This is a genomic window from Actinophytocola sp., from assembly GCF_049647105.1.
Taxonomy (GTDB): domain Bacteria; phylum Actinomycetota; class Actinomycetes; order Mycobacteriales; family Pseudonocardiaceae; genus Actinophytocola.
This window is the reverse complement of record NZ_JBARWZ010000229.1, coordinates 26561-49253: the sequence shown is the minus strand read 5'-3', so window position 1 is coordinate 49253 and position 22693 is coordinate 26561. Positions and strand designations below refer to the sequence as shown.

The window sequence follows — 22693 nt, the reverse complement described above, 5'->3', positions numbered from 1 at the left end:
ACTGACGACACGTCGTGGTGACTCGACTGGTGCTCCGTGCCGGGCGGGGGTAGAAATGCTGGGTGTCCGAGCCAATCGCAACCAGCCACCGACTCCCGCAGGCCGTCGATCGTCAGACCTGGCAGGCGAGGATCGACGAGCTTCGGGTCAAGGAGAAAGCCCATACCCGAGCCGGTGACGCACTGGCCGCGGAGCGACGCCGGTTGCCCATGGTGGAAGTCGACGCGACCACGAAGCTGATCGGTGCCGACGGGCCGGTGTCGTTGCTCGACGTCTTCGACGGCCGGTCCCAGCTGGTCGCCTATTTCCAGATGTGGCACACCGGCAAGTCCGCCGCCAACCAGTGCGAGGGCTGCACCTTCAACGTCTCCCACGTCAACGAGCTGGCCTACCTGCACTCGCGGGACGCGAGCTACGCGATCTTCAGCGAGGGACCGTACGAGGTGAGTTCCCGGTACCGCGACTTCATGGGCTGGACCATGCCCTGGTACTCGGTGCCGCAGACGGCCGTTGGCCCACTGGTCGCGAACCGCCACTTCGGCATCCTGGTCTGCTATGTCCGCGACGGTGACCGGGTCTTCGAGACCTACTGGACCACCGGCCGAGGCAACGAGGCGATGACACCGTCGTACGGCCTGCTGGACCGGACCGTCTACGGCCGCCAGGAGACCTGGGAGGACTCGCCGGACGGCTGGCCGCAGCGCTGGGGTTCCCGAGGTGGCCAGTTCCAGCTGGACGGCCGCCCGACCGCCCAGTGGCCTCGGATCGAGGCAGGCCGCGACGACGACCTCGGCACCTCGCCAGACCACCGCCACTGAGTGCTACGCCGATCTACCGGGAACGCGGTTCCCGGTAGATCGGCGAATGTCTCTCGTCAGCCGCGGCTGATCTGGACCGACAGCGACGGCGACCGGCGGCGCGCGGTGCGGTACAGCCACCACTGCACCAGCATCACGTTGCCGACCCAGGGAATCCACCGAGCGGCCTCTTGGTAGTACACCATGTCGAGCGGGATCTGAAAGCGCTGTATCAGGAGCAGGGCGAAGAAGGCCCACATGTTGTTCGCGGAGACCGCGAAGCTGTACAGCATGTACCGGCGGTGCTTGTTGAGGTCCCCCCGGCGAACGGCGCGGTACGCGGCAATGGTCGTCACGAACCAGAAGAGCAACAGGCTCAGTGCCCCGACCTTGCCGACCTGCGGCGCCCACCAGACGACGATGAACCCCAGACCCGCGCTGACCAGCACGGAGACGACGTAGATCCGGCCGCTCACCCGGTGCACCTTCGGACGCTCCTGCCGCAGCTTCGGCCACACCTGCAGGACCATCGTCAGCATCGCGATCGTGCCGGCGATCATGTGGACGATCAGCAGGGGGTAGTAGAGCGGAAAGTTCTCGTGCGGCTGCAGCGGCGCCTGCGCCTTCGGCACCCCGACGAACGGCTCGGACGCCAGGTAGATGTAGGCCACCACGGCGACGGCCAGTGGCGCCACCCACGGGCGCTGCCAGAACGGCTTGCCTGCGCGCGGTGGCGGCTGCGCGCGCTCAGGCGACCTCTGATCGCTGTCACTTTCCAGGTTCAACGTCACAGCTGTTGCTCCTCTCGGGTGGGCCACGGCGCGTTCTTTCGCAGGAGCGGGATCAGGTCCGACACCTTCCGAGTCGTGGATGTTTCGACTCGAGGCTGCCGCGTCGGTACCGGTTGTGCATCTTGTTCGTTGCTCATTTTCCAGTGCGGTATTCCGGCGTCCGCGAATCGCATTCCTGAGGATGTGGGGGTTGCGTTTCGGGTGTGATGCTCGGCGGTGACTCACGTTCGTGGAAGGGATGACCAGGACATGACGGCCGCCGCCAGGAGCCTGCCCGCAGATGATGGTTACCCGTCCCCGCCCGAGCCGGGACTGACGGCGGAGGAGGTCGTGGCCCGCGCGGAGCGCATCGCGGACGACCTCGTCGACCGGCAGCAGGACACCGAACAACGCGGGTACTACGGACTGGACACCCACAACGAGTTCCTCGCCGCGGGCTTCTACCGGCTGCTCGTGCCCCGGCGGTACGGCGGCTACGAGTTCGGCCTCGACACCTACCTGCGCGTGGTGACCGCGCTCGCCCGCGGCTGCGCGTCCACGGCGTGGATGTACACCTTCGGCGCCTCCCACGCCCACGTCGCCGCGACCCTGTTCAGCCAGGCAGCGCAGGACGAGCTGTTCGCGGGCGGCGACTTCATCTGCCCCGGCACCATCGGTCCGGTCGGGTTCGCCCAGCAGGCCGAGGACGGCGGCTGGATCGTCGACGGCGTCCACCGCTACTGCTCCGGCTCCCCCTACGCCACCCATTTCCTCGGCCACACCCTCGTCGCGGGCGAAGAAGGCGAGCCACCCGCACCGATGTTGTTCGCCGTGCCACGAAACCAGTGGGAGCGGCTGGACGACTGGGGCGCACAGCTCGGCCTCAAAGGCAGTGGGTCACACAGCATCAAGATCGAGAACGCCCACATCCCCGCGCACAACGCACTCCCCGGCACCCACATCGGCCTGGCAACCGTCCACGACGGCACACCGGGACTCGAGTTGCACGGCAACCCCCTGTACGGCGGCGGTGTGCTGAGCATGATCCAGTTCCAGAACGGCGCGCTGGCGGTCGGCATGGCCACCGGCGCCCTCGAGGCCTACGAACAGCTGATGCGCGATCGCATGACGATCTACCCACCCATCACGACACGCGCCCAGAACCCCGACTTCCAGCAGTCCTACGGCGAGGCCGCGGGCCGCATCGCCACCGCGCGGGCGGCACTGACGGACGCGGTGCGGCAGTGGCACGAGACCGCGGCACGCGGATCGGCGGCGTTCACCCGTGAAGTGGACCTCCGGCTGTCGTTGATCAGCCGGGAGGCCGTCCGCCTGTCCTGGAGCGCGGTGTCCGACCACCTGTTCCCGACCGCCGGATCGAGCGCCGTGCGGACGGGTGAACGCCTCGAACGCATCTGGCGGGACATGTCCACTCTGCACAGCCACGCCGGCGTGAGCATCTTCCTCGGCAAGGTGGCCAACCGGCAGCTGGCCGAAACGGTCTTCGACGTGGCAGGTGACCAATGAGCGACGCAACGAACGAAACCACCCGGCCGCTGACAGGGGCCGAATACCTCGAGAGCCTGCGTGACGACCGGGAGATCTACCTCTACGGCGAGCGGGTCAAGGACGTCACAGAGCACCCCGCGTTCCACAACCCGGCGCGGATGACCGCGCGGCTCTACGACGCGTTGCACGACCCCGAGCATCGGGACGTGCTCACCACGGCCACCGACCACGGCGGACGCCCCGGCTACACCCACCGCTTCTACACCACCCCACACAGCGCAGAGGACCTCGTCGCCGACCAGCAGGCCATCGCCGCGTGGGGCCGGCTGAGCTACAGCTACCTGGGCCGCAGCCCGGAACACAAGGCGGCGTTCCTCGGTACGCTCCAGGCCAACGCCGACTTCTACAATCCCTTCGCCGACAACGCCAGGCGCTGGTACCGCGAGTCCCAGGAAAAAGTCCTGTACTGGAACCATGCCTTCGTGCACCCGCCGGTGGACCGCAACCGGCCACCGGACGAGGTCGCCGACGTGTTCGTCCACGTGGAACGCGAAACCGACAGCGGGGTCATCGTCAGCGGTGCCAAGGTCGTCGCGACCGGCTCCGCACTGACCCACTACAACTTCGTCACCCATACCGGGATGCCGATCAAGGACCGCAAGTTCGCCATCGTGGCCACCGTGCCGACGGGCGCGCGGGGGATGAAGCTGATCTGCCGCCAGTCCTACGCGGCCGCGTCCACGCTGACCGGCAGCCCGTTCGACTACCCGTTGTCGTCCCGGTTCGACGAGAACGACACCATTCTGGTGATGGACAAGGTGCTCATCCCGTGGGAGAACGTGTTCACCTACGGCGACGTCGCCAAGGTCGGCATGTTCACCGGGCACTCGGGCTTCAACTCGCGAGCCTGGTTCCACGGCTGCACCCGCCTCGCGGTGAAGTTCGAGTTCCTCGCGGGCCTGCTCGCCAAGGCACTCGAGATCACCGGCGTCAGCGACTTCCGCGGCGTACAAACCCGACTCGGCGAAGTCCTCGCCTGGCGCAACCTGTTCTGGGGACTCTCCGACGCAGCCGCACGCAACCCAGTGCCATGGCGAAACGGCTCCGTACTCCCCAACCCGAACTACGGGGCGGCCTGGCGGTGGTTCTCCCAGCTCGGGTACGCGCGGCTCCGTGAGATCGTTCTGCAGGATGTCGCAAGTGGACTCATCTATCTCAACTCCAGTGCGAAGGACTTCCACAACCCGGAGGTCCGGCCGTACCTGGACAAGTACCTGCGCGGCTCACACGGCATCGACTCCGTCGAACGCGTCAAGGTGATGAAACTCCTGTGGGACGCCGTCGGCACGGAATTCGGCGGCCGCCACGAACTCTACGAACGCAACTACACCGGCAACCACGAGAACACCAGGGTGGAACTGCTGATGGGTCAGGTCAGCGACGGGCAACTCGACGGCTACAAGGCGTTCGTCGACAAGTGCCTCGCGGAGTACGACCTGGACGGCTGGCAGGTACCCGACCTCGCCTCCTTCGAACAACTCGGCCAGATGGGCCGCGACCTCCTCAGCTGAGCGCACACGAAGAAGGGAGCCCGGCCAACCGGCCGGGCTCCCTTCTTCGTGTGTACTCAGGACTTCAGGACCTCCGCCAGTGCGTCGTCGATGGCGGCCACGTCCTCGGGGAGCAGGCCGAACATGGTGAAGTGCCCCACCGGGCTGTCGATCACCCGCAGTCGCGCGCCGCGGATCATGGCCACGTCGGGCTCGTGGTCCTCCGGCGGGAAGAACAGGTCGCCGCCGAACGGGAACACGTAGAACCTGGCGGTGATCCGGCCGAGCGCCGCCCTCATGTCTCCGCCGGTCTGCAGGCTCACGTCCGCGTCGCGCCACTTCGCCGCCTGGCGGAGCAGGTTGTTCGGGTCCATCGGCTGGAAGTGGCCACGCATGAAGCCCAGCGTGAACTCCTCGACCGCCGCGAAACCGATCCGGCGCCACACCTCGTCACGGAAGAAGCCGTAGGTGGTGCTCATCATGGAGAAGGTCATCGCGTGCCGGCTCAGGCCGAGGTGCACGTCGTCGGAGTCGGTGTAGAAACCGTCCGCGAACGCGGGATCCGAACGCAGCAGTTCGCTGTGCACATCGATGAACAACTGGTTCTGCACCGGGGTCTTCGCGGTCGCCGCGAACACGGCCGCCCGCGCCACCATCTCCGGGTGACGCACCGCCCACTCGTAGGTCTGCTGGCCGCCCATCGACCAGCCGACCACCGCGTGCAGACTGGTGATCCCGAACTGTTCGGTCACCAGCCGGTGCTGTGCGCGCACGTCGTCGGCGATGGTCACCGCCGGGAAGTGGCCGCGGTCGAACGGCGCCGGGGTGTTGCTCGGCGACGAGGACAGGCCGCTGCCGAACTGGTCGGGCAGGATGATGAAGTACCGCGACGGGTCCAGCGCACGCCCCTCGCCGATGAGCCCCTGCATCGAGGCCGACGTGCCGGAGTACATGTGCGGGACGAGCACGGCGTTGTCCTTGGCCGCGTTCAGGCTGCCGTGCGTCCGGTACGCAAGCCGCGCCTCCGGCAGCGTGGCTCCACTGTCCAATGTGTACGAACCGAGCTCGAAACGCTCGTATGGCCCCTGCACCTCTGCGGTGTAGTAGTCGGCACCCATCGTGACCCTCCCAAGGGAATGGTTCCGCACATGACTGTCTCACCGGCGATCCGGAGCGTCTTGTCCGCAAGTGCGTGGTTTCGCGGTCACCGCACGGGAAAGGAAGTCGAATGGTCGACCGTCGTTAACATGGTGGCACGGTATTGTCGCCCGCTCCCAGCGATCAAGGCGTACCTGGTACCACCCTGGGTTAGGGAGGATTGATTCACATGGCCAGTGCGGCCGAGGAACTCGATGCTGTTGTGGTGGGAGCCGGCTTCGCCGGTCTCTACATGCTCCACAGACTCCGCGAAAAGGGGCTGTCGGTCAAGGTTTTCGAGGCGGGTGCCGACATCGGCGGAACGTGGTACTGGAACAGGTACCCCGGGGCCCGGTGCGATGTGGAGAGCATGGACTATTCGTACTCGTTCGATCCCGAGCTGGAGCAGGAATGGGAGTGGACGGAGAAGTACGCGGGACAGCCGGAGATTCTTGCCTACATCCGGCACGTCGCCGATCGTCACGATCTGCGTAAGGACGTGGTCCTGCGGACGAAGGTGACGCAGGCGAGTTTCGACGAGGACACGTCCCGGTGGATCGTCCGCACCGACCAGGGGCACGAGGTGTCCGCGCAGTACTGCGTCATGGCGACCGGCTGCCTCTCCGTGCCGAAGTTCCCGGAGGTGCCCGGCCTGGACCGGTTCTCGGGTCCCTGGTACCACACCGGTCTGTGGCCGGAGGGCCCCGTGGACTTCAGCGGGCAGCGGCTCGGCGTGATCGGCACCGGCTCGTCCGGCATCCAGGCCATCCCGCATCTCGCCGAGCAGGCAGGCGAACTGACGGTGTTCCAGCGCACGCCGAACTTCGTCCTCTCGGCGTTCAACGGGCCCATCGACCAGGAGCGGGTCGCCGACATCAAGGCGAACTACCGGCAGGCCCGCGAAGCGGCGCGGAACTCCATCTTCGGGATCGCGGTGGACATGCCGACGCAGTCGGCGCTCGAGGCGACCGAACAGGAACGCCAGGCGGCTTACCAGAAGGGCTGGGACCGGGGGCACCTGAACGCGATCATCCAGGCGTACACGGACCTGATCTTCAACGAGGAGTCCAACGAGACGGCCGCGGAGTTCATCCGGGCGCAGGTCCGCGACAAGGTCGACGACCCGGCGACGGCGGCGAAGCTCGAGCCGCGCGGCTACCCGTTCGGCACGAAGCGCCCCTGCCTCGACACCGGCTACTACGAGACCTACAACCTCGGCCACGTCCACCTCGTCGACCTGAGGGAAGAGGAGATCCTCGAGATCACGGAAACCGGGGTGCGCACCACCGCAAGCGAGTACGAGTTCGACAGCCTGGTCATCGCCACCGGCTTCGACGCCATGACCGGCGCACTGCTCGACATCGACATCACGGGCAAGGCGGACCAGTCGCTGCGGCAGAAGTGGCAGGACGGCCCCGGCACCTACCTCGGTCTCGCGGTCTCGGGCTTCCCGAACCTGTTCACGATCACCGGCCCCGGCAGCCCGTCCGTGCTCAGCAACATGGTCCTCTCGATCGAGCAGCACGTCGACTGGATCTCCGATCTCATCGACCACGTGGCGGCGAACGGCCGTTCCGTGGTCGAGGCGGTCGACACCGCCGAGAAGGAGTGGACCGACCACGTACGCGCGGTCGGTGACATGACGCTGTTCCCCAAAGCGGACTCCTACTACATCGGCGCCAATGTCCCCGGCAAGGCAAGGGTCTTCATGCCCTACGTCGGCGGAGTCGTCGGTTACCGGCAGAAGTGCGACGAGGTCGCCGGCAACGGCTACGAAGGATTCGAGCTGCACTGAGCCTGACCGCCCCGAAGGACGCGGCACTGGGATCACCCCCTTCGAGCCGCACTGAGGCCACGCAAACCCGTTGTCCGCACGATTTCCGAACTTCGCAACGCCGGAGATGCCGCGTAGGCCCGCCGGTGTGAGGCTTGCAGTACAAGCGAATTCACATCGGTTTTCCACTGCGCGACGACTTGATCGACACCGCGGCAAAGGAACTGGATCCCGCGTGAGGAATGTCAACCACGGAATCAAGGAGGTGACCGCGATGGGCCAGGATGCCGGGACCCGCGCGGTGGTGCTGGGAGGCAGCATTGCCGGCCTGTTTGCGGCCAGGGTGCTCGCGGACGCCTACGACGAGGTCCACATCGTGGACCGTGACAAGCTCGTCGGGGTCAAGGGCGTGCGACGGTTCTGCCCGCAGAGCCACCAGGCCAACGGGCTGCTCGCACGTGGCGTGCAGGTGATGGAGGAGCTCTTCCCAGGACTCACGCAGGAGATGATCGACTACGGCGTCCCGTCCGGCGACCTGTCCGGCAGCTGCCGCTGGTACGCAAGGGGCAACCGCCTCAAGCAGCAGCACGCTGGCCTGACCACCCTCGGCGTGGTCCGGCCGCTGTTCGAGTACTTCATCCGCGAGCGGGTGCAGCAGATCCCGAACGTGTCGTTCATCGAGGAGCACGACATCCTCGGGCTCACGACGACGGCCGACAAGTCCCGGGTCACCGGGGCACGGGTGCAGGAACGCGGCACGGACACCGACAAGGTCATCGAGGCCGACCTGGTGGTCGACGCCACCGGCCGCGGCTCGCGGACCCCGGTCTGGCTCGAACAGCTCGGCTACGAGAAGCCGTTCGAGGAGCGCAAGAAGATCGACCTCGGCTACGTCACGCAGCACTTCCGGCTGCGTAAGGGCGCCAACGGGTTCGTCAACGACGTGGCGATCAACCAGATCGCGCACGCGGGCGCACCCCGGGGCAACGTCTTCTTCCTGGTCGAGGACGGCAAGGTGGAGCTGACCACCTACGGCATCCTCGGCGACCACCCGCCCACCGACTACGATGGCCTCATGGCGTGGCTGAAGTCGTTGCCTGCCAAGGATGTCTACGAGACGCTGCGGTACGCGGACCCGGTGGACAAGGCGATGCCGTTCAAGTTCCCGACGACTCTGCGCCGCCACTACCACAAGCTGCGCCGCTTCCCCGAGGGCCTGCTGGTCACCGGTGACGCGGTCACCACGTTCAACCCCGTGTACGCACAGGGCATGAGCGTCGCCGCGCTGTGCGCGCTGGTCATCCGCCAGCACTTGCACAGCGGTGCCGCACCCGTGCCGCAGGACTACTTCCGCGACCTGGCGACGGACGCCATCGACCAGGCGTGGGAGATGACCAACATGATCGACCTGAGCCTGCCGGGCGTGCAGGGCGACCGCACGTTCCAGGTTCGCATGGGCAACTGGTTCCTGCGGCGGGTGCAGATCGCCGCGACCCACGACGGCAACATCACCGCCGCGTACTTCAAGACCGCGGGCCTCGTCCAGAAGCCGGAGGCGCTGATGAAGCCGGGCTTCGCGCTGAAGGTGCTGTGGAAGTCGTTGTTCGGTCCGTCAAAGGAAAGCAGGCAGCCGTTCGTGTTCGAGGTGGCCGCGGGTGTCGAGCCCGCGATCGGCGAGCCCGCCGAGCTGCCGAAGGCGGCATGACCGCACCAACCGTCCACATCGGCCACGGGTGTCCCGCCGGGATGCCCGTGGCCGTGCCCGTACGGGCGATCCCACCACTGGAGAGCCGATGACCACCGCGCACCGAACATGTCCCATCTGTGACTCCGTATGCGGCCTGAAGATCGACCTCGACCCCGCCGGCCGTGTCACGAAGGTGCGCGGTGACACCGAGGACCCGTTCACCGGCGGCTACATCTGCCCCAAGGGCGCGAGTATCGGCCGCCTCGACGAGGACCCGGACCGCCTGCGCCACCCCATGATCCGCGAAGGCGAACAGTGGCGGGAGGTCTCCTGGGACGAGGCGTTCCAGGCTGTCGAGCGCGGCATCACCGGCGTCATCGAGAAGTACGGCCGCGACGCCGTCGCCGTCTACTTCGGCAACCCGACCTACCACACGATGGCCGGGTTCCTGTACCGCGTGCCGTTGATCCAGTCGCTGGCGTCCAAGAACGTCTACTCGTCCGGCACCATCGACCACATGCCGAAGCACGTCGCGTGCGGGCACCTCTACGGCGACCCGTTCGCGATCGCCGTTCCGGACATCGACCGGACCGACTACTTCCTGGTCATCGGCGCGAACCCGATGGAGTCACACGGTTCCCTGTTCTGCGCCCCCGACATGCCAGGGCGCCTGCGGGCGCTGCGCAAGCGTGGCGGCAAGCTGGTCGTGGTCGACCCGCGCCGCACCCGCACCGCGGAGACCGCCGACGAGCACTTCTTCGTCCGGCCGGGCACGGATCCGTTGCTGCTGCTGGGCATCGTCCACACACTGCTCGAAGAGGACCTCGCCACGGTCACCCTCGACGTCGACGGCCTCGACGAGCTCCGCGCGCTGACGAAGGACTTCACTCCCGAGGCGGCGGAGCGGATCTGCGGCGTGCCCGCCGCCGACATCGCGCGGATCGCCCGCGAGCTGGCCGCGGCGCCGACGGCCGCCGTGTACTCGCGCATGGGCGGATCCGTCGTGGAGTTCGGCACGCTGACCCAGTGGCTCGTCGACGTGATCAACATCCTGACCGGCAACCTGGACAACCCCGGCGGGACCATGTTCGCGAAGACCGCCGCGCTCGAGGTGTTCCGCACCGGGCAGCCGTTCGAGTGGGGCCGCTGGCGCAGCCGTGTCAGGGGTTTCCCCGAGGTGCTCGGCGAGCTGCCGACGGCCACGCTGGCGGACGAGATCGAGACCCCCGGCGACGGCCAGGTCAGGGCGCTGATCAACATCGGGGCCAACCAGGTGATCGCGGCGCCCAACGGGCCACGGCTCGGGGATGCGTTCGACCGGCTGGACTTCATGGTCTGCGTCGACCCCTACCTCAACGAGACCACCAGGCACGCCACGGTGATCCTGCCGCCGCCGCGCATGCTGCAGGCCGCGCACTACGACTTCCTGATGCAGCTCGTGATGGTGCGGAACTACACCCGCTACTCCCCCGCGGTCCTGCCGCTCGACGATGACCAGCGCTCTGAGGAGGAGATCCTTGGCCGGCTGGTGCTGATCGCGGCGGGTGCCGGCGCGGGTGCCGACCCGGCCGGTGTCGACGAGATGTTCATCAACCAGCTGCTGACCGGCGCCACGCAGATGCCCGGCTCGCCGGTCGAGGGCATGGACGTCGAGGTGCTGCGGGCCACGATCGAGGGCGACAACTCCCGGGAGCAGATCCTGGACACGTTGCTCAAGTTCGGTCAGTACGGCCTGTCCCTCGCGAAGCTGAAGGAGAGCCCGCACGGCATCGACCTCGGCCCGCTGGAGCCGCGGCTGAAGGAGCTGCTGGTCACGCGGTCGGGCAGGGTGGAGCTGACCCCGGAGCCGATCGTGTCCGACCTGGACCGGTTGCGCGCCAAGGCGGCCGAGCCCGTCCCGGACGTGCTGCTGATCGGGCGGCGCCAGCTGCGGTCCAACAACAGCTGGCTGCACAACGTGAAATCCCTCGTTGGCGGCAGCAACACGTGCACGCTGCACGTCAACCCGGCCGACGTCGCCAGGCTGGGGCTGGGTGCGCGTGCGATCGTGCGCTCGGCCGTGTCCGAGCTGGTCGTCGATGTCGAACCGACCGACGTGGTCATGCCCGGCGTCGTGAGCCTCCCGCACGGGTGGGGGCACGCGGGCGGCAAGCAGCGGGTCGCGGCCGAGCACGCGGGTGTCAACGCGAACGCGCTGACCAACGAACTCGTCGTGGACGTCCCGTCCGGCAACGCGGTGTTCAACGGCGTCCCGGTCACCGTCAGCCCGCACCAGGCATGACACGAGACAAGGGACGGTCAGGCAACGGATTGCCCGACCGTCCCTTGTTCAACGACAGCTACGGGACGATCTCCATCTGGGCCATCATGCCGATCGCCGAGTGGTAGACGTAGTGGCAGTGGTAGGCGTACCTGCCGAGCTGCTCGGTGAAGGTGACCTGGATCCGGACCGTCTCCCCCGGCGCGACGAACACCGTGTCCTTGCGCCCCGCGTCGTCCGGCCCGGGCGGGGCGCCGTCGCGGTCGAGCACCCGGAACTGCTCGAGGTGCAGGTGGAACGTGTGGGGGATGCCGAACTCGGTGTCGTCGTTGCGGATCCGCCAGATCTCCGTGGTGCCGCGCTTGATCACGAAGTCCACCCGGTTCGGGTCGTAGGCCTGCTCGTTGACGAGCCCGACCGGTTCCGGCCCCGACAGGTCGAACCGCATCGAGACGTCGCGCTCGACGGTCGCGGTGGCGAGCGCGGGCAGGGCCCGGAGCCGGGCGGGCACCCGGCTGCGGTCGACGGCCGTGCGCGTCACGTCGAACCGCAGCACCGGCCCGTTCGCGCTGTTGAGCACGAACTGCGAGCCGATCGGCTGCCGGGAGAAGTCGACCACGATGTCCACCCGCTCCGCGGAGCCGAGCACGATCTCGGACCGTCGCACCGGTGTTGGCAGCAGGCCACCGTCGGAGGCGATCTGCGTCATCTGAAGGCCGCCGAGCGTCAGGCGGAGGATCAGGTCGTTGCCCGCGTTGAGCAACCGGAACCGGTACTTGCGCGCGGCCACCGGGAAGTTGGGGGTCTCCACACCGTTGGCCAGGATCGTGCCGCCCAGGACGGAGGGTGGAAAGACGAGATCGCCGTTCGCGTCGAGCTGCACGTCGCGGAGCATGATCGGCACGTCGAACTCACCGGTGGGCAGCCCGAGGCTGATCTCCGCCGGGTCCTCGATGATGTAGAAGCCGTGCAGGCCCTTGTAGATGTTCTCGGCCTCGAGGTGGTGGGAGTGGTCGTGGTACCAGAGGGTCGCGCCCTGCTGGTTGTTCGGGTAGTCGTAGGCGCGACTCTGACCTGGCGCGATGGTGTCCATCGGATGGCCGTCGCTGCCCTGCGGCACGTGCGCGCCGTGCAGATGCACGTTGGCAGGCACGTCGAGCTGGTTGCCGAACGTGATCCGCACCGGGGTGCCGGTCCTGGCACGGATCGTGGGCCCGATGAACTGGCCGCCGTAGGTGCGCACGGGGGTGGGGTGCCCGGCCATGATCTCGGCCTCGCCGGGCTTGATGGGGACCTGGTAGACGTCGACGCCGTCGCGGCGCCGAGGGGTCAGCTCACGCGGTACCGGCATCCGCCGGGAGAACCGGGTGCCCGGACTGATCGTCCGAGTGCCTGCCACCCGCTCGATGTCCGGGGCATGTTCGGTATGGCCCGCGGCGCCGGGACTCGTCGCCGCTTTGGGCCCCGGTGGCAGCAGCAAGACGCCACCCACTACACCCCCCGCAGTCATTCCCCCCACGGTGAGTAATCGCCTTCGGTTCAACATTGGTCCTCCTCCGTCATGGACCACCCGTTTGGGCGCTCCTTCATCACATAGAGCGATCGTCCGCTGGGAGGAGAGCCTCGAACATCTCCGAACGTGCGGGAAACGCGAGAATCGGACGAGCCACGCAAACCAACGAGGCGCCCGCAGCACCCGCCGCACCCAGGTCGCTCGAGAACTGTCGGAGGTGAGCGGGATGCTGGAGGGCGACGCCGGAATCGCGCTCACCGATCTACCCGCGGGCACCGGCTGGGATCTCTGCCTGCTCACCACCCCGCACACGGAAAGGAACCGGATGACCAACGCCACCAGCACCCGCCCCGAGGACCTGCGCGAGCAGATGATCAACCACATCCGCACCGCCGGTCACCTGCCCTCCGAGCGCATCGAGCAAGCGTTCCGCGCCGTCCCCCGGCACCGGTTCGTGCCCGCCGCCTCGATCGAGGAGGCGTACGCCAACAAGGCGATCACCATCAAGCCCGGCAAGGACCGGCCCGCCAGCTGCATCTCCGTGCCCACGGTGGTGGCGATGATGCTCGGCCAGCTCGACCCGCAGCCCGGTGATCACGTGCTGGAAATCGGCGCCGGAACCGGATACAACGCCGCCCTCCTCGCCGAACTCGTCGGACCGACCGGCAACGTCACCACCGTCGACATCCACCCCGACGTCACCGACCACGCCCGCCACACCCTGACCGACACCGGCTACGACCGGGTACGGATCGTCACCGGCGACGGCGCCCTCGGCGCACCCGACCACGCCCCCTACAACAAGATCATCGTCACCGTCGGGCCGTGGGACCTGCCCCCGGCCTGGTTCGACCAGCTCGCCCCCGGCGGCACCCTCGTGGTCCCGCTGCACTGGCGCGGTCAGGCCCGCAGCGTCGCCTTCACCCGCCACGACACCCACCTGCGCGCCACCAACAGCCAGCTCTGCGGGTTCATCCCCATGATCGGCATCGTGCCCACCGGCGAGCAGACCGACACCATCGTCGAGAACGTCGCCCTGTACTGGGACACCGACCAGAACATCGACCCGGCCGCCCTGCACGAGGTGTTCACCGGACCCGAGACCACCGTGTGGTCTGGCACCTCCGTGGTCGCAGGCGAGCCCTTCGACCACATCTGGCTGTGGCTGACCGCCACCGAACCCGGCACCTGCCGCCTCGACGCCGAGGACGAGGCCGTCGAAGCCGGGCTCTGCCGCCCCGCCTTCGCCTACCGCACGCCCGCGATCGTCGAGGGCGACTCCCTGGCCTACCTCGCCAAGCCTCGCCCCATCGACCACGACGGCGAACGCCGTTACGAACTCGGCGCCACCGGCCACGGCCCCGCCGCCGCCCAACTCGCCGAGCGGCTGGTCGAGCAGATCCGCCGCTTCGACCGCGACCGCACCGCCCAGCCCGTCATCACCGCCTACCCCGCCGCAACGGCCGACGAGACTCTGCCCACCGGCGTGGTCATCGACAAGCACCACGTCCGCATGGTCGCCACACCCTGACCGCGGTCAGCGCACCGGCGGCCCCTCGGCGTCTGCCGTGTTGGCGGCTTGCTCTGCCGCGTGCCGACGCTGGGCACGCTCGTCAGTTCCCGCACTTGTCGCGCTGTGTCTCGACTGCCTGGTAGAGGTTCTTGGTGTTCGAGCCGCCGAACGTGCTCGCGCCCGCCCGCTCGATGATCTCCAGGAAGATCGTGTAGGTGTCCGGAGTGGACAGCGGTACCCGTCACTGATCAGGCGTACGGAGTCGAGGGTGTCGGCGGTGGCCCTTCAGGAAGTCGTCGATGTGCCCGGCCGCCAGCGAGACGTCAGCGTCAGGGTGACCGCGCGGCGGGAGGCGCGACCGGGACGGGCACGCCTCACCACTTGCCGTGCGGCGACGATCGCATTGTCGGAGAAGGGTGGCCGCAAACGGCAATACCAGAGAGGTCGCCTGGGTAAATCTCGCGCGACAATAGCGGGACGATAAATCGACAGGTCTTCGTCACGAACCGAATGTCACGCCTGACGGGAGATTTTCGATGGCGGAACGCAAATTCGGCACGGCACGGCGCGTCGTCGGTATCTACGCACTGCTGGTCGTGGTACCCGTCATGCTCAGCATCGTGCTGCTCACCGGGGACAGCGGCTCGAACACCGGCGCGCCGGCGGTGGAGGCCGTCGCCGGGCACCCGCTGGCGCAGCTGTTGCTGGCGATCGCGGCGGTGGTCGCCGCGTGCAAGGCGGCAGGATGGCTGCTGCGGCGGGTCGGCCAGCCGCCGGTGATCGGCGAGATCGGCGCGGGCATCGTGCTCGGCCCGTCGGTGCTCGGTGCGGCGTGGCCGGAAGGTGCGGCCGCGCTGATCCCTCCCGCGATCCTGCCCCAGCTGAATGTGCTGGCACAGGTGGGAGTCGTGCTGTTCGTGTTCCTGACCGGACTCGAGCTGAACACGAAGTTGTTGCGCGGCAGGGGACATCTGGCCGTGGTGGTCAGCCACGTCAGCATCGCGGTGCCGTTCGTGCTCGGCGTCGGGCTCGCCATCGCCGCCTATGTCAGGTTTGCCCCACAGGGCATCAGCTACCTGGCTTTCGCACTGTTCATCGGTGTTTCGCTGAGTGTGACCGCGCTGCCGGTGCTGGTCCGGATCCTGAAGGACACCGGCATGTTCCGCAGTGAGGCCGGGGTGGTCGCGCTGACGTGCGCGGTGGTCGACGACGTCACCGCGTGGTGCCTGCTCGCGCTGGTGGTCGCGCTCGTCACCGCGTCGTCGCTCGCGGGCGTCCTGGTGACCATCGCGCTGACCGCGGTGTTCACCGCGGTGCTGTTCCTGGTGTTCCGCCCGCTGATGACCAGGCTCGTCAACCGGTCCGACAACTCGACGTTGCGGCGCATGGCACCACTGGCACTGGTCGGCGTGCTGCTGTGTGCGATGGCCACCGAGTGGATCGGCGTGCACGCGATGTTCGGCGCGTTCCTCTTCGGACTGGTGTTCCCGCGCGGCAACGCGATCGAGACCTGGCTGCACGAGAACACCGGTGGCCTCACCACCGCGTTGATGCTGCCGCTGTTCTTCGCCTACAGCGGACTACGCACCGACATGGGCCTCCTGGCAGGCGATGCCACGCTGTGGCTGTGGTGTGGCGCCATTCTCGTGGTGGCCGTGATCGGCAAGCTCGGTGGCGCCGCGCTCGCCGCGCGTAGCGTCGGCGAGACCTGGAACCGGTCGATGCAGATCGGCTCGCTGATGAACTGCCGTGGCCTCACGGAGTTGGTGGTGCTGAACATCGGACTTGACCTCGGCGTGCTGTCGCCGACCATGTTCACAATGCTGGTGATCATGGCGCTGGTCTCCACCGCGATGACCTCACCACTGGCCAGCTGGTTCCAGAAGCACGATGAGAAAAGGGTGTCGCTGGTCATGTCTGTTTCGAAAGAGCGACGCTGAACCACCGGTGAACCCGCAACGCCAGAGATGCCATGCCGGGTGACAAATGTGAGGGTTTTCTCATAGCTGTGGTGCTCTTCAGCAGTACCGGGCAGAGCGCGAAACAACTCGAACTCACCGACGAAGGAGTGAACAGCCGTGCCCCAGTTCGACGGACTACCCCGCGAGCGCACCGCGACGAACGACGAGGAGAACCCGGTCGCAAGGCTGAGCGTCGTCGAGGAACTGCACCCCACGACCCACACGAACCTCGCAAGGGGCATCGTCTGGGCCGACGTACTGGCCGACATCGCCGCAGACGAGGAAGCACGCCGCCAACTCCGCGACGCGGCCTGAACCGCTTCGCGGGGCCGGGCGCGGAGCGCCCGGCCCCGCGGTGTCCCCGTCAGAAATGGCGGACAGGCGCGATGTCCCGAAAGCGCCTTTCAAGGGCGTTGAGCGTCCCGAAAGCCCGCCTTTCGGGACATCGGGTCCCCGAGGCGCAAGCCCTTCACCCACAAGGGGATCCCTGCCATCCCGTCGACCTGGCGCTCCGGCGAGGAGCCGCCGGAGGCAAACCGGTGAGACAAAACGCAACCGGTGGATCCGGGCTTGTCTTTTCGCGACTGTCTTACTCCGCCACGGTTGCCACGCCGGGCACCGGATCGGCCGCGCGCAGCAGCACGGTGGCCTGCGCGGCGCCCGCCATGAGCACCATTCCCAGCACCGCGGCGCCGAGCCGCACCCCCACCGTGCCCGCGCGGCGTCTGGTGCGGGACACCGCGAACCATGCCATCGCGACGAGTGCGAGCACCACCCCCGTGTGCAGCAGGGTCGCGGTGCGCACTGGCCCCGCGCCGGCGAGCCAGGCCCTGGCGAACTGGTCGGCCGCGAGGGCCGCCGCGGGCCAGAAGACCCACGGCGCGAATCGCCGCGCGAGGTGGACGGCGGGCGCGAACCGGGGGTCGCTGGAGAGCGCGAGGTAGAGGGGGACGGTGAGCAGCGCGAGCAGTAGCGGCACCAGCCGCTCCGACAGGTTCAGACCACCGGAAAGCATGAGCACCAGCACGGCGCCGCCGCCCGCGCATCCGATCACGGCGGCCTGGCCCCGGCGACCGGGTTCGGTCAGGAACCCACGCATCAGGCCGTATCCCGCGACGACGGGAATCACCGCCAGCAGGGCGATCCGCAACACGAGCGGGCCGATGCTCACCCCGACGGTGAGCACATGGCCGTGCCCGCCGCCCTGCGCGAGCAGGACGGCGGGCACGGCGTGCTGGAGCACCTCAGGCACCGGCCGGCACGGGTATCCGCGCACACGAACACCGCATCAGCGCTGCCTCGGCCGGTTTCGGCCTCATGTGAAGGATCATCGCCACCACCATCGGGACGAACACGATGGCGTTGTAGAACAGGTGCAGCTCCACCCTCGGAAACGCGAGCTGCGCGATACTCGTCGGCACCTTGGCGCCCATCAGGTTCGCGCCGGTCAACGCCTGCAGGAGGAGCAGCAGGTGTTCGAAGTGGTGCCATACCTGGATCCACATGGCGGTGTTCCACCATGTCCTTGACCTGCCGACGAAACCGTGCCGCAGGATCACGAACGCCACCAGCATCACGATGGCGTACCCGTAGTGCAGCCACTCGGAGGTGACCAGCACCGGGAACGCCAGCCCGAGCACGCCACCGGCCTCCGGACGCGGCCAGCCAAGCACGTAAATCTGGTAGGCCTGCGTGAGGTGTTCGGCCCAGTGCCCGATCACGACAACGAGGAACACCATCACCCCGGCCTTGTGATACCGGGTGTTGAGCCTGCCACCAGGCCCTAACCATCGATCCGTGTCAACAGACGTCGTCATGGCCTCAAATCCTTGTAACAGAAGGTGTTCCCAACAGTGATTCCGAGCCTGCCATGTGAGCGAGACCATAGGCCATCGGCTCGACGGACCAAACTGACGGCCGCCGGTCGGCCGCCGGTCGGCTGTCGTTCGGCCGCCGGTCGGTCGTCATTCGGCCGCTGTTCCGGCACCGGCCGTATCAGGCCATCGCCTTCGGCGCATGCAGTCTTGGCAGCTGGAACATCTCCACGAAACTTCCGAGCAGCGTGGGATCACCTTCGACGCGCACCTGGCCGGTGGCCAGGACATCGTCCGCGGTCATCTCGCCGCTCATCAGCGCGAGCAGCAGGAAACCCAGATCCAGCTTGGCATCCGCGTCAGGCAACGGACCCGCGCCGACGTCGAGTTTGCCGTCGTCGATGCGCACGTTGAGCACGTGTTCGTCGGCGATGCGCAGTTCGTAGCTCAGCCGCACGCCGCGCGCCACGTCCGGCAGGAACGTCGCCTTCAACGCGATCATCAGGGACGAGTCGGTGACGATGTCCTCGGGACGGGGCGTCGCCAGACTCGCGGCGCCCCAACGACCGAAGGCGAGCACCGCCTCCTCCAGCTCGCGGCCGTACTCGGTGAGTTCGTACCGCACCCGCTCGCTGTCGGTGGTGTCCTTGTCGATCGGCTGGACGATCCCGCTGTACTCCATCTCCTTCAGCCGCCTGGTCACCAGTTTCGCCGACATGAGCGGCAAGCCGGTGTACAGGTCCTCAGCGGACTTCGGGCCTGCCAGGAGGTCGCGCACGATCAGGAAACCCCACCGCTCCCCCACCATTTCGGCAGCCCGGGACAGGCCACAATACTGGCCGTACGTACCCCGCACCGCACTCTGCAGGTCGGCGACGACCGCCTCGAGGTGCATGGGGTCCGTCCCGCTGGTCGTGAACGTGTAGGCGTCGCTGGAGATCGTCAGGCGGTCGCGGTCGACGACCACCTTCCAGTTCGATTCGGTCATGGCCCAGCGTCCAATCTCCCCCGCTCACCGGACGCGGAAACCGAAGGGAGTCCACGGTTTCGCGCCAAGCAGCGACAGTCGGTACGTGTTGTCCCATCCTCTCGACGGCGGCTGCCACCCGCATCTCCGCGCGTGCCGTTTCGCACACCGGCCCTGGTCACGCACTGTCGATGAGTATTCGACCAGCTACTGTTTGCGAGTCCCGTGGGTTACTCTCGGACAAGTGGTCAGCGCCGTGAGTTGGATCACAGCGGTGAATTGACCCCGGCTTCGCGCGTCCAGCTCGGTACGGCGCGGACGCGCTTGGGGGAGGTGCTGGTGTTACGACTCATGGGCCCGCTGACCCTGTCCAACCACGGACGGGAAATCGATCTGGGCGGGCCGCGCCAGCGGGTGGTGCTGGCCATGCTGGCACTCAACGCGAACCGGGTCGTACCAGTCGAACAGCTCATCGACGCCGTGTGGAACACGGCGCCGCCGACCACCGCACGCGCGCAGGTCCAGATCTGCGTTTCCACGCTGCGCAAGATCTTTCTCGACTCGAACGACGCGATGCGCATCCGGACCCGCAGCCCCGGATACCAGCTCGATGTGCCGCCGGACGAACTGGACACCGAGCAGTTCACGTCGCTGGTCACGACCGCGCGGGCACACTCGGGTGCCGGGCGCTGTTCCGAGGCGGTCGCGACCCTGCGCACCGCGCTGGACCTGTGGCGCGGCAACGCGCTCGCCGACCTGCACAGCGATCTCATCCGCCGAGGTGCGGACCAGCTGGAGCACGCCAGGCTGACCGCCGTCATGGAGCGCCTCCAACTCGACCTCACCCTCGGCAGGCACGAGGAGGTGGTCGGCGAGCTGACCACGCTGGTCGAGGAACATCCGTTGCGGGAACGGCTCTACGAGTTCCTCATGCTCGCCCTGTACCGCTCCGGGCGGCAGGCGGAGGCGCTCGAGGTGTGCAGGCGGGCGCGGACCGTCCTGGTCGAGGAGCTCGGCATCGAGCCGGGAAAAGGCTTGCAGGAGCTCGAAACCTCGATCTTGAACCGGATGCCGGAACTCGATCTCCCTGACACCGGCCCCAGGGCACTGCCCAGGGACGCGGGTGCACCGGCACGGGAGGAAAGACCTCGGGCCATGCCCCGCAGGCTGCCGGCCAGCATCGCCGACTTCACCGGCCGGGACGAACAGCTCGCCGAGATCAGGCAAGCGTTATCCGGCGACGAGCAGGACTCCCGTCTCGGCATCCGGATCGTGGCGATCTCCGGGAAGGGCGGCGTCGGCAAGTCCACGCTCGCCATCCGCGCGGCCCACGAGCTACGGGAGGTCTACCCGGACGGCCACCTGTTCGCCGATCTGGAGGCGCCGTCCGGCACCGGCCGGGTACAGGACGTCCTCGACCGGTTCCTGCGCGCGCTCGGCGTCGACGGCAACAGCATCCCGGCGGACGCCGAGGAGAAAGCGGACATGTACCGCAGCAGGCTGGCGAACCTGCGGGTGCTGATCGTGCTGGACGGGGCGAGTAGCGAGGAGGAGGTCATCCCCCTGCTGCCCGCGGGCTCGGGCTGCGCGGTGATCGTCACCAGCCGGTCACCGCTCAGCGGGCTGCCAGGGGCGCACCTGATCGCCATCCACCCGATGGACGTGGCCCTGTCACTGGAGATGCTCACCAAGATCATCGGTCCGGAGCGGATGGCAGCGGAGACCGACGCGGCGATCGAGCTGGTCGACTTCTGCGGCAGGCTGCCGCTCGCCATGCGGATCGCGGGCGCCCGGCTCGCCTCCCGCCCGCACTGGCGGCTGGACGTCCTGGTGGCGCGGCTGCGCAACACCGCACGGCGCCTCGACGAGCTGACCTACCGCGGTCTGGAGCTCCGGTCGAGCATCGGGTTGACCTACCGGGTACTCGAAAACGATGCCAAGCAGCTGTTTCGCCTCTTCTCCGTGGTACCCACCGCGGACTTCGCGGGCTGGACGGCGGCCGCGCTGCTCGACTGCGACCCCTTCGACGCCGAGGAGGTGCTCGAGCACCTCGTCGAGACCCAGCTGCTCGACACCGTCGCCTATCCCGGCGAGCACCCGCGCTACCGCTTCCACGACCTCATCCGGGTGTACGCCCAGGAACGGCTCAAGGAAGAGGAGCCTGCGGAGGACCGTGACGCCGCGATGGTCAGGCTGATCGGCGCGCTGCTCGCGAAGGCGGAGGACGCGCACGGCAAGGAGTACGGCGGCGACTACACGATCCTGCACGGCTCGGGACCGCGCTGGCGCCCGGCAGGTGGCGGCGACCACGACATCGACGACCCCATGGAGTGGCTGAGATCGGAGCGCCGCTCGCTCGTGGCCGCGGTGCGCCTCGCGGCGGAGATGGGCGAGGACGAGCTGTGCTGGGACCTCGCGCTGACCGCGGTGACGCTGTTCGAGGTGAAGGGCTACTACGACGACTGGCGGGAGACCTCGGAGGTGGCGCTCGAGGCGACCACGAGGGCGGGCAACCGGCGGGGGCGCGCGGCGATGCTGTACTCGCTGGGTTCGATGTCGATGTCGCAGCGCAGACTCGAGGCGGCCGAGGAACGCTTCGCCGCCGCACTGGAGATCTTCCGCGCCGACGGTGAGATGCACGGTTGCGCACTGGTGCTGCGCAACTCGGCCATGGTCGACCGGCTGCGCGGCCGTTCAACGGCGATGCTCACCAAATACCACGAGGCGCTGCGGTTGATGCGCGAGGTCGGGGACCCGGTCGGCGAGGCGGGCATCCTGCGCAGTCTCGCGAAGCTGCGGATCGACGAGGGCAACACCGACCACGCGCGTGAGCTGCTCGAGAAGGCGCTCGAGTGCACCCGCCGGGTCAACTACCTGCGTGGCGAGGCACAGGTGGTCATCCGGTTCGCCGAGCTGTACCTCGGTGAGAACCAGGTGAACGAGGCACACCGGGCACTGAACAGGGTGCTGCTGATCGTGCGCAACATCGGCGACCGGATCGGTGAGGCGCACGCGCTGTACGGGGTGGGGGTGGTGCGGCTGCGGACCGGCAGGCTGGACAACGCGAAGTCCACGCTGCAGCACGCCCATTCGCTCGCGGGGCGGGTCGGTGAGCGCCTCATCGAGGCCCAGTCCCTGTACGCGCTCGGGGAGATCGCGCTCGCCAGGGGCAACGGCGAGACGGGGCTGGAGCACCTGACCGAGGCATGCCGGCTCTTCGCCGAGCTCGGCTCGACGGTGTGGCACGCGAAGGCGCTGATCCTCATGTCCGACGTGCACCAGGGCGCAGGCGAACTCGACCTCGCGTGGCAGGAGCTCGAACAGGCCGACGCGTTGCTCACCCGAACCGACTCCAAGGAGGCGGAACGGTTGTCCTCGGAACTGGACGCGGTCAAGGCGACGCTGTTCCCGCACGTCGTCAACAGCATCGGCTGAACACAC

General features: G+C 67.9%; 16 protein-coding genes. 10 read left to right on the top strand and 6 right to left on the bottom strand.

Going from position 1 to position 22693, the window contains the following annotated elements:
• Positions 1–62: 62 nt before the first annotated feature.
• Positions 63–818, top strand: a complete 756-nt coding sequence (locus WBA97_RS27375; protein WP_424233807.1) for a DUF899 family protein — start codon at positions 63–65, stop codon at positions 816–818.
• Positions 819–874: 56 nt separating this feature from the next.
• On the opposite strand, the gene WBA97_RS27370 is transcribed toward WBA97_RS27375, so the two are convergent.
• The gene (locus tag WBA97_RS27370; RefSeq protein ID WP_424233806.1) at positions 875–1588 is read right to left on the bottom strand and encodes a DUF2306 domain-containing protein; all 714 of its coding nucleotides are present in this window, start codon (positions 1586–1588) and stop codon (positions 875–877) included.
• Between the two features lie 249 nt (positions 1589–1837).
• On the opposite strand from WBA97_RS27370, the gene WBA97_RS27365 reads away from it, so the two are divergent.
• Together WBA97_RS27365 and WBA97_RS27360 are read left to right on the top strand one after the other, a co-directional pair.
• Positions 1838–3094: an acyl-CoA dehydrogenase family protein gene (locus tag WBA97_RS27365; protein ID WP_424233805.1), complete on the top strand. Its 1257-nt coding sequence runs from the start codon at positions 1838–1840 to the stop codon at positions 3092–3094.
• A complete protein-coding gene (locus WBA97_RS27360; protein ID WP_424233804.1) occupies positions 3091–4647 on the top strand; it encodes a 4-hydroxyphenylacetate 3-hydroxylase family protein in 1557 nt (518 codons plus the stop codon). Before WBA97_RS27365 ends, WBA97_RS27360 begins: the two co-directional genes overlap by 4 nt.
• A 56-nt stretch (positions 4648–4703) precedes the next feature.
• On the opposite strand, the gene WBA97_RS27355 is transcribed toward WBA97_RS27360, so the two are convergent.
• Positions 4704–5744: an alpha/beta fold hydrolase gene (locus tag WBA97_RS27355; RefSeq protein WP_424233803.1), complete on the bottom strand. Its 1041-nt coding sequence runs from the start codon at positions 5742–5744 to the stop codon at positions 4704–4706.
• Positions 5745–5953: 209 nt separating this feature from the next.
• On the opposite strand from WBA97_RS27355, the gene WBA97_RS27350 reads away from it, so the two are divergent.
• The 3 genes from WBA97_RS27350 (at position 5954) to WBA97_RS27340 (ending at position 11505) form a co-directional block, all read left to right on the top strand.
• Complete coding sequence (locus tag WBA97_RS27350; protein WP_424233802.1) at positions 5954–7558, top strand: flavin-containing monooxygenase; 1605 nt, start codon at positions 5954–5956, stop codon at positions 7556–7558.
• A gap of 214 nt (positions 7559–7772) precedes the next feature.
• On the top strand, positions 7773–9242 hold the full coding sequence (locus WBA97_RS27345) for an FAD-dependent oxidoreductase (RefSeq protein ID WP_424233801.1): 1470 nt from the start codon (positions 7773–7775) through the stop codon (positions 9240–9242).
• A gap of 88 nt (positions 9243–9330) precedes the next feature.
• Positions 9331–11505 (top strand): molybdopterin-dependent oxidoreductase, encoded by a 2175-nt coding sequence (locus WBA97_RS27340; RefSeq protein WP_424233800.1) that lies wholly within the window; start codon positions 9331–9333, stop codon positions 11503–11505.
• A 58-nt stretch (positions 11506–11563) separates the two neighbouring features.
• Here the strand turns inward: WBA97_RS27340 and WBA97_RS27335 are convergent, their stop codons facing one another.
• Positions 11564–12976: a multicopper oxidase family protein gene (locus WBA97_RS27335; RefSeq protein ID WP_424233799.1), complete on the bottom strand. Its 1413-nt coding sequence runs from the start codon at positions 12974–12976 to the stop codon at positions 11564–11566.
• Positions 12977–13223: 247 nt separating this feature from the next.
• On the opposite strand from WBA97_RS27335, the gene fxlM reads away from it, so the two are divergent.
• The 3 genes from fxlM (at position 13224) to WBA97_RS27320 (ending at position 16786) form a co-directional block, all read left to right on the top strand.
• Positions 13224–14528, top strand: coding sequence for a methyltransferase, FxLD system (gene fxlM, locus WBA97_RS27330; protein ID WP_424233798.1), 1305 nt, complete (start codon positions 13224–13226; stop codon positions 14526–14528).
• Between the two features lie 518 nt (positions 14529–15046).
• Positions 15047–16450, top strand: a complete 1404-nt coding sequence (locus WBA97_RS27325; RefSeq protein WP_424233797.1) for a cation:proton antiporter — start codon at positions 15047–15049, stop codon at positions 16448–16450.
• 138 nt (positions 16451–16588) lie between these two features.
• Positions 16589–16786: a hypothetical protein gene (locus WBA97_RS27320; RefSeq protein WP_424233796.1), complete on the top strand. Its 198-nt coding sequence runs from the start codon at positions 16589–16591 to the stop codon at positions 16784–16786.
• A gap of 274 nt (positions 16787–17060) precedes the next feature.
• Here the strand turns inward: WBA97_RS27320 and WBA97_RS27315 are convergent, their stop codons facing one another.
• From WBA97_RS27315 to WBA97_RS27305, 3 genes are all read right to left on the bottom strand, one after another.
• Positions 17061–17723, bottom strand: coding sequence for a DUF6239 family natural product biosynthesis protein (locus WBA97_RS27315; RefSeq protein ID WP_424233795.1), 663 nt, complete (start codon positions 17721–17723; stop codon positions 17061–17063).
• Entirely contained in the window at positions 17716–18288 is a 573-nt protein-coding gene (locus tag WBA97_RS27310; protein WP_424233794.1) for a hypothetical protein, read from the bottom strand. The genes WBA97_RS27315 and WBA97_RS27310 overlap by 8 nt, the downstream gene beginning before the upstream one ends.
• Before the next feature lie 178 nt (positions 18289–18466).
• The gene (locus tag WBA97_RS27305; RefSeq protein WP_424233793.1) at positions 18467–19273 is read right to left on the bottom strand and encodes a winged helix-turn-helix transcriptional regulator; all 807 of its coding nucleotides are present in this window, start codon (positions 19271–19273) and stop codon (positions 18467–18469) included.
• A 318-nt stretch (positions 19274–19591) separates the two neighbouring features.
• On the opposite strand from WBA97_RS27305, the gene WBA97_RS27300 reads away from it, so the two are divergent.
• Positions 19592–22687 carry a BTAD domain-containing putative transcriptional regulator gene (locus WBA97_RS27300; RefSeq protein WP_424233792.1) on the top strand — a complete coding sequence of 1032 codons (3096 nt, stop codon included), beginning with the start codon at positions 19592–19594 and terminating at the stop codon, positions 22685–22687.
• The last annotated feature ends 6 nt before the right edge of the window (positions 22688–22693 follow it).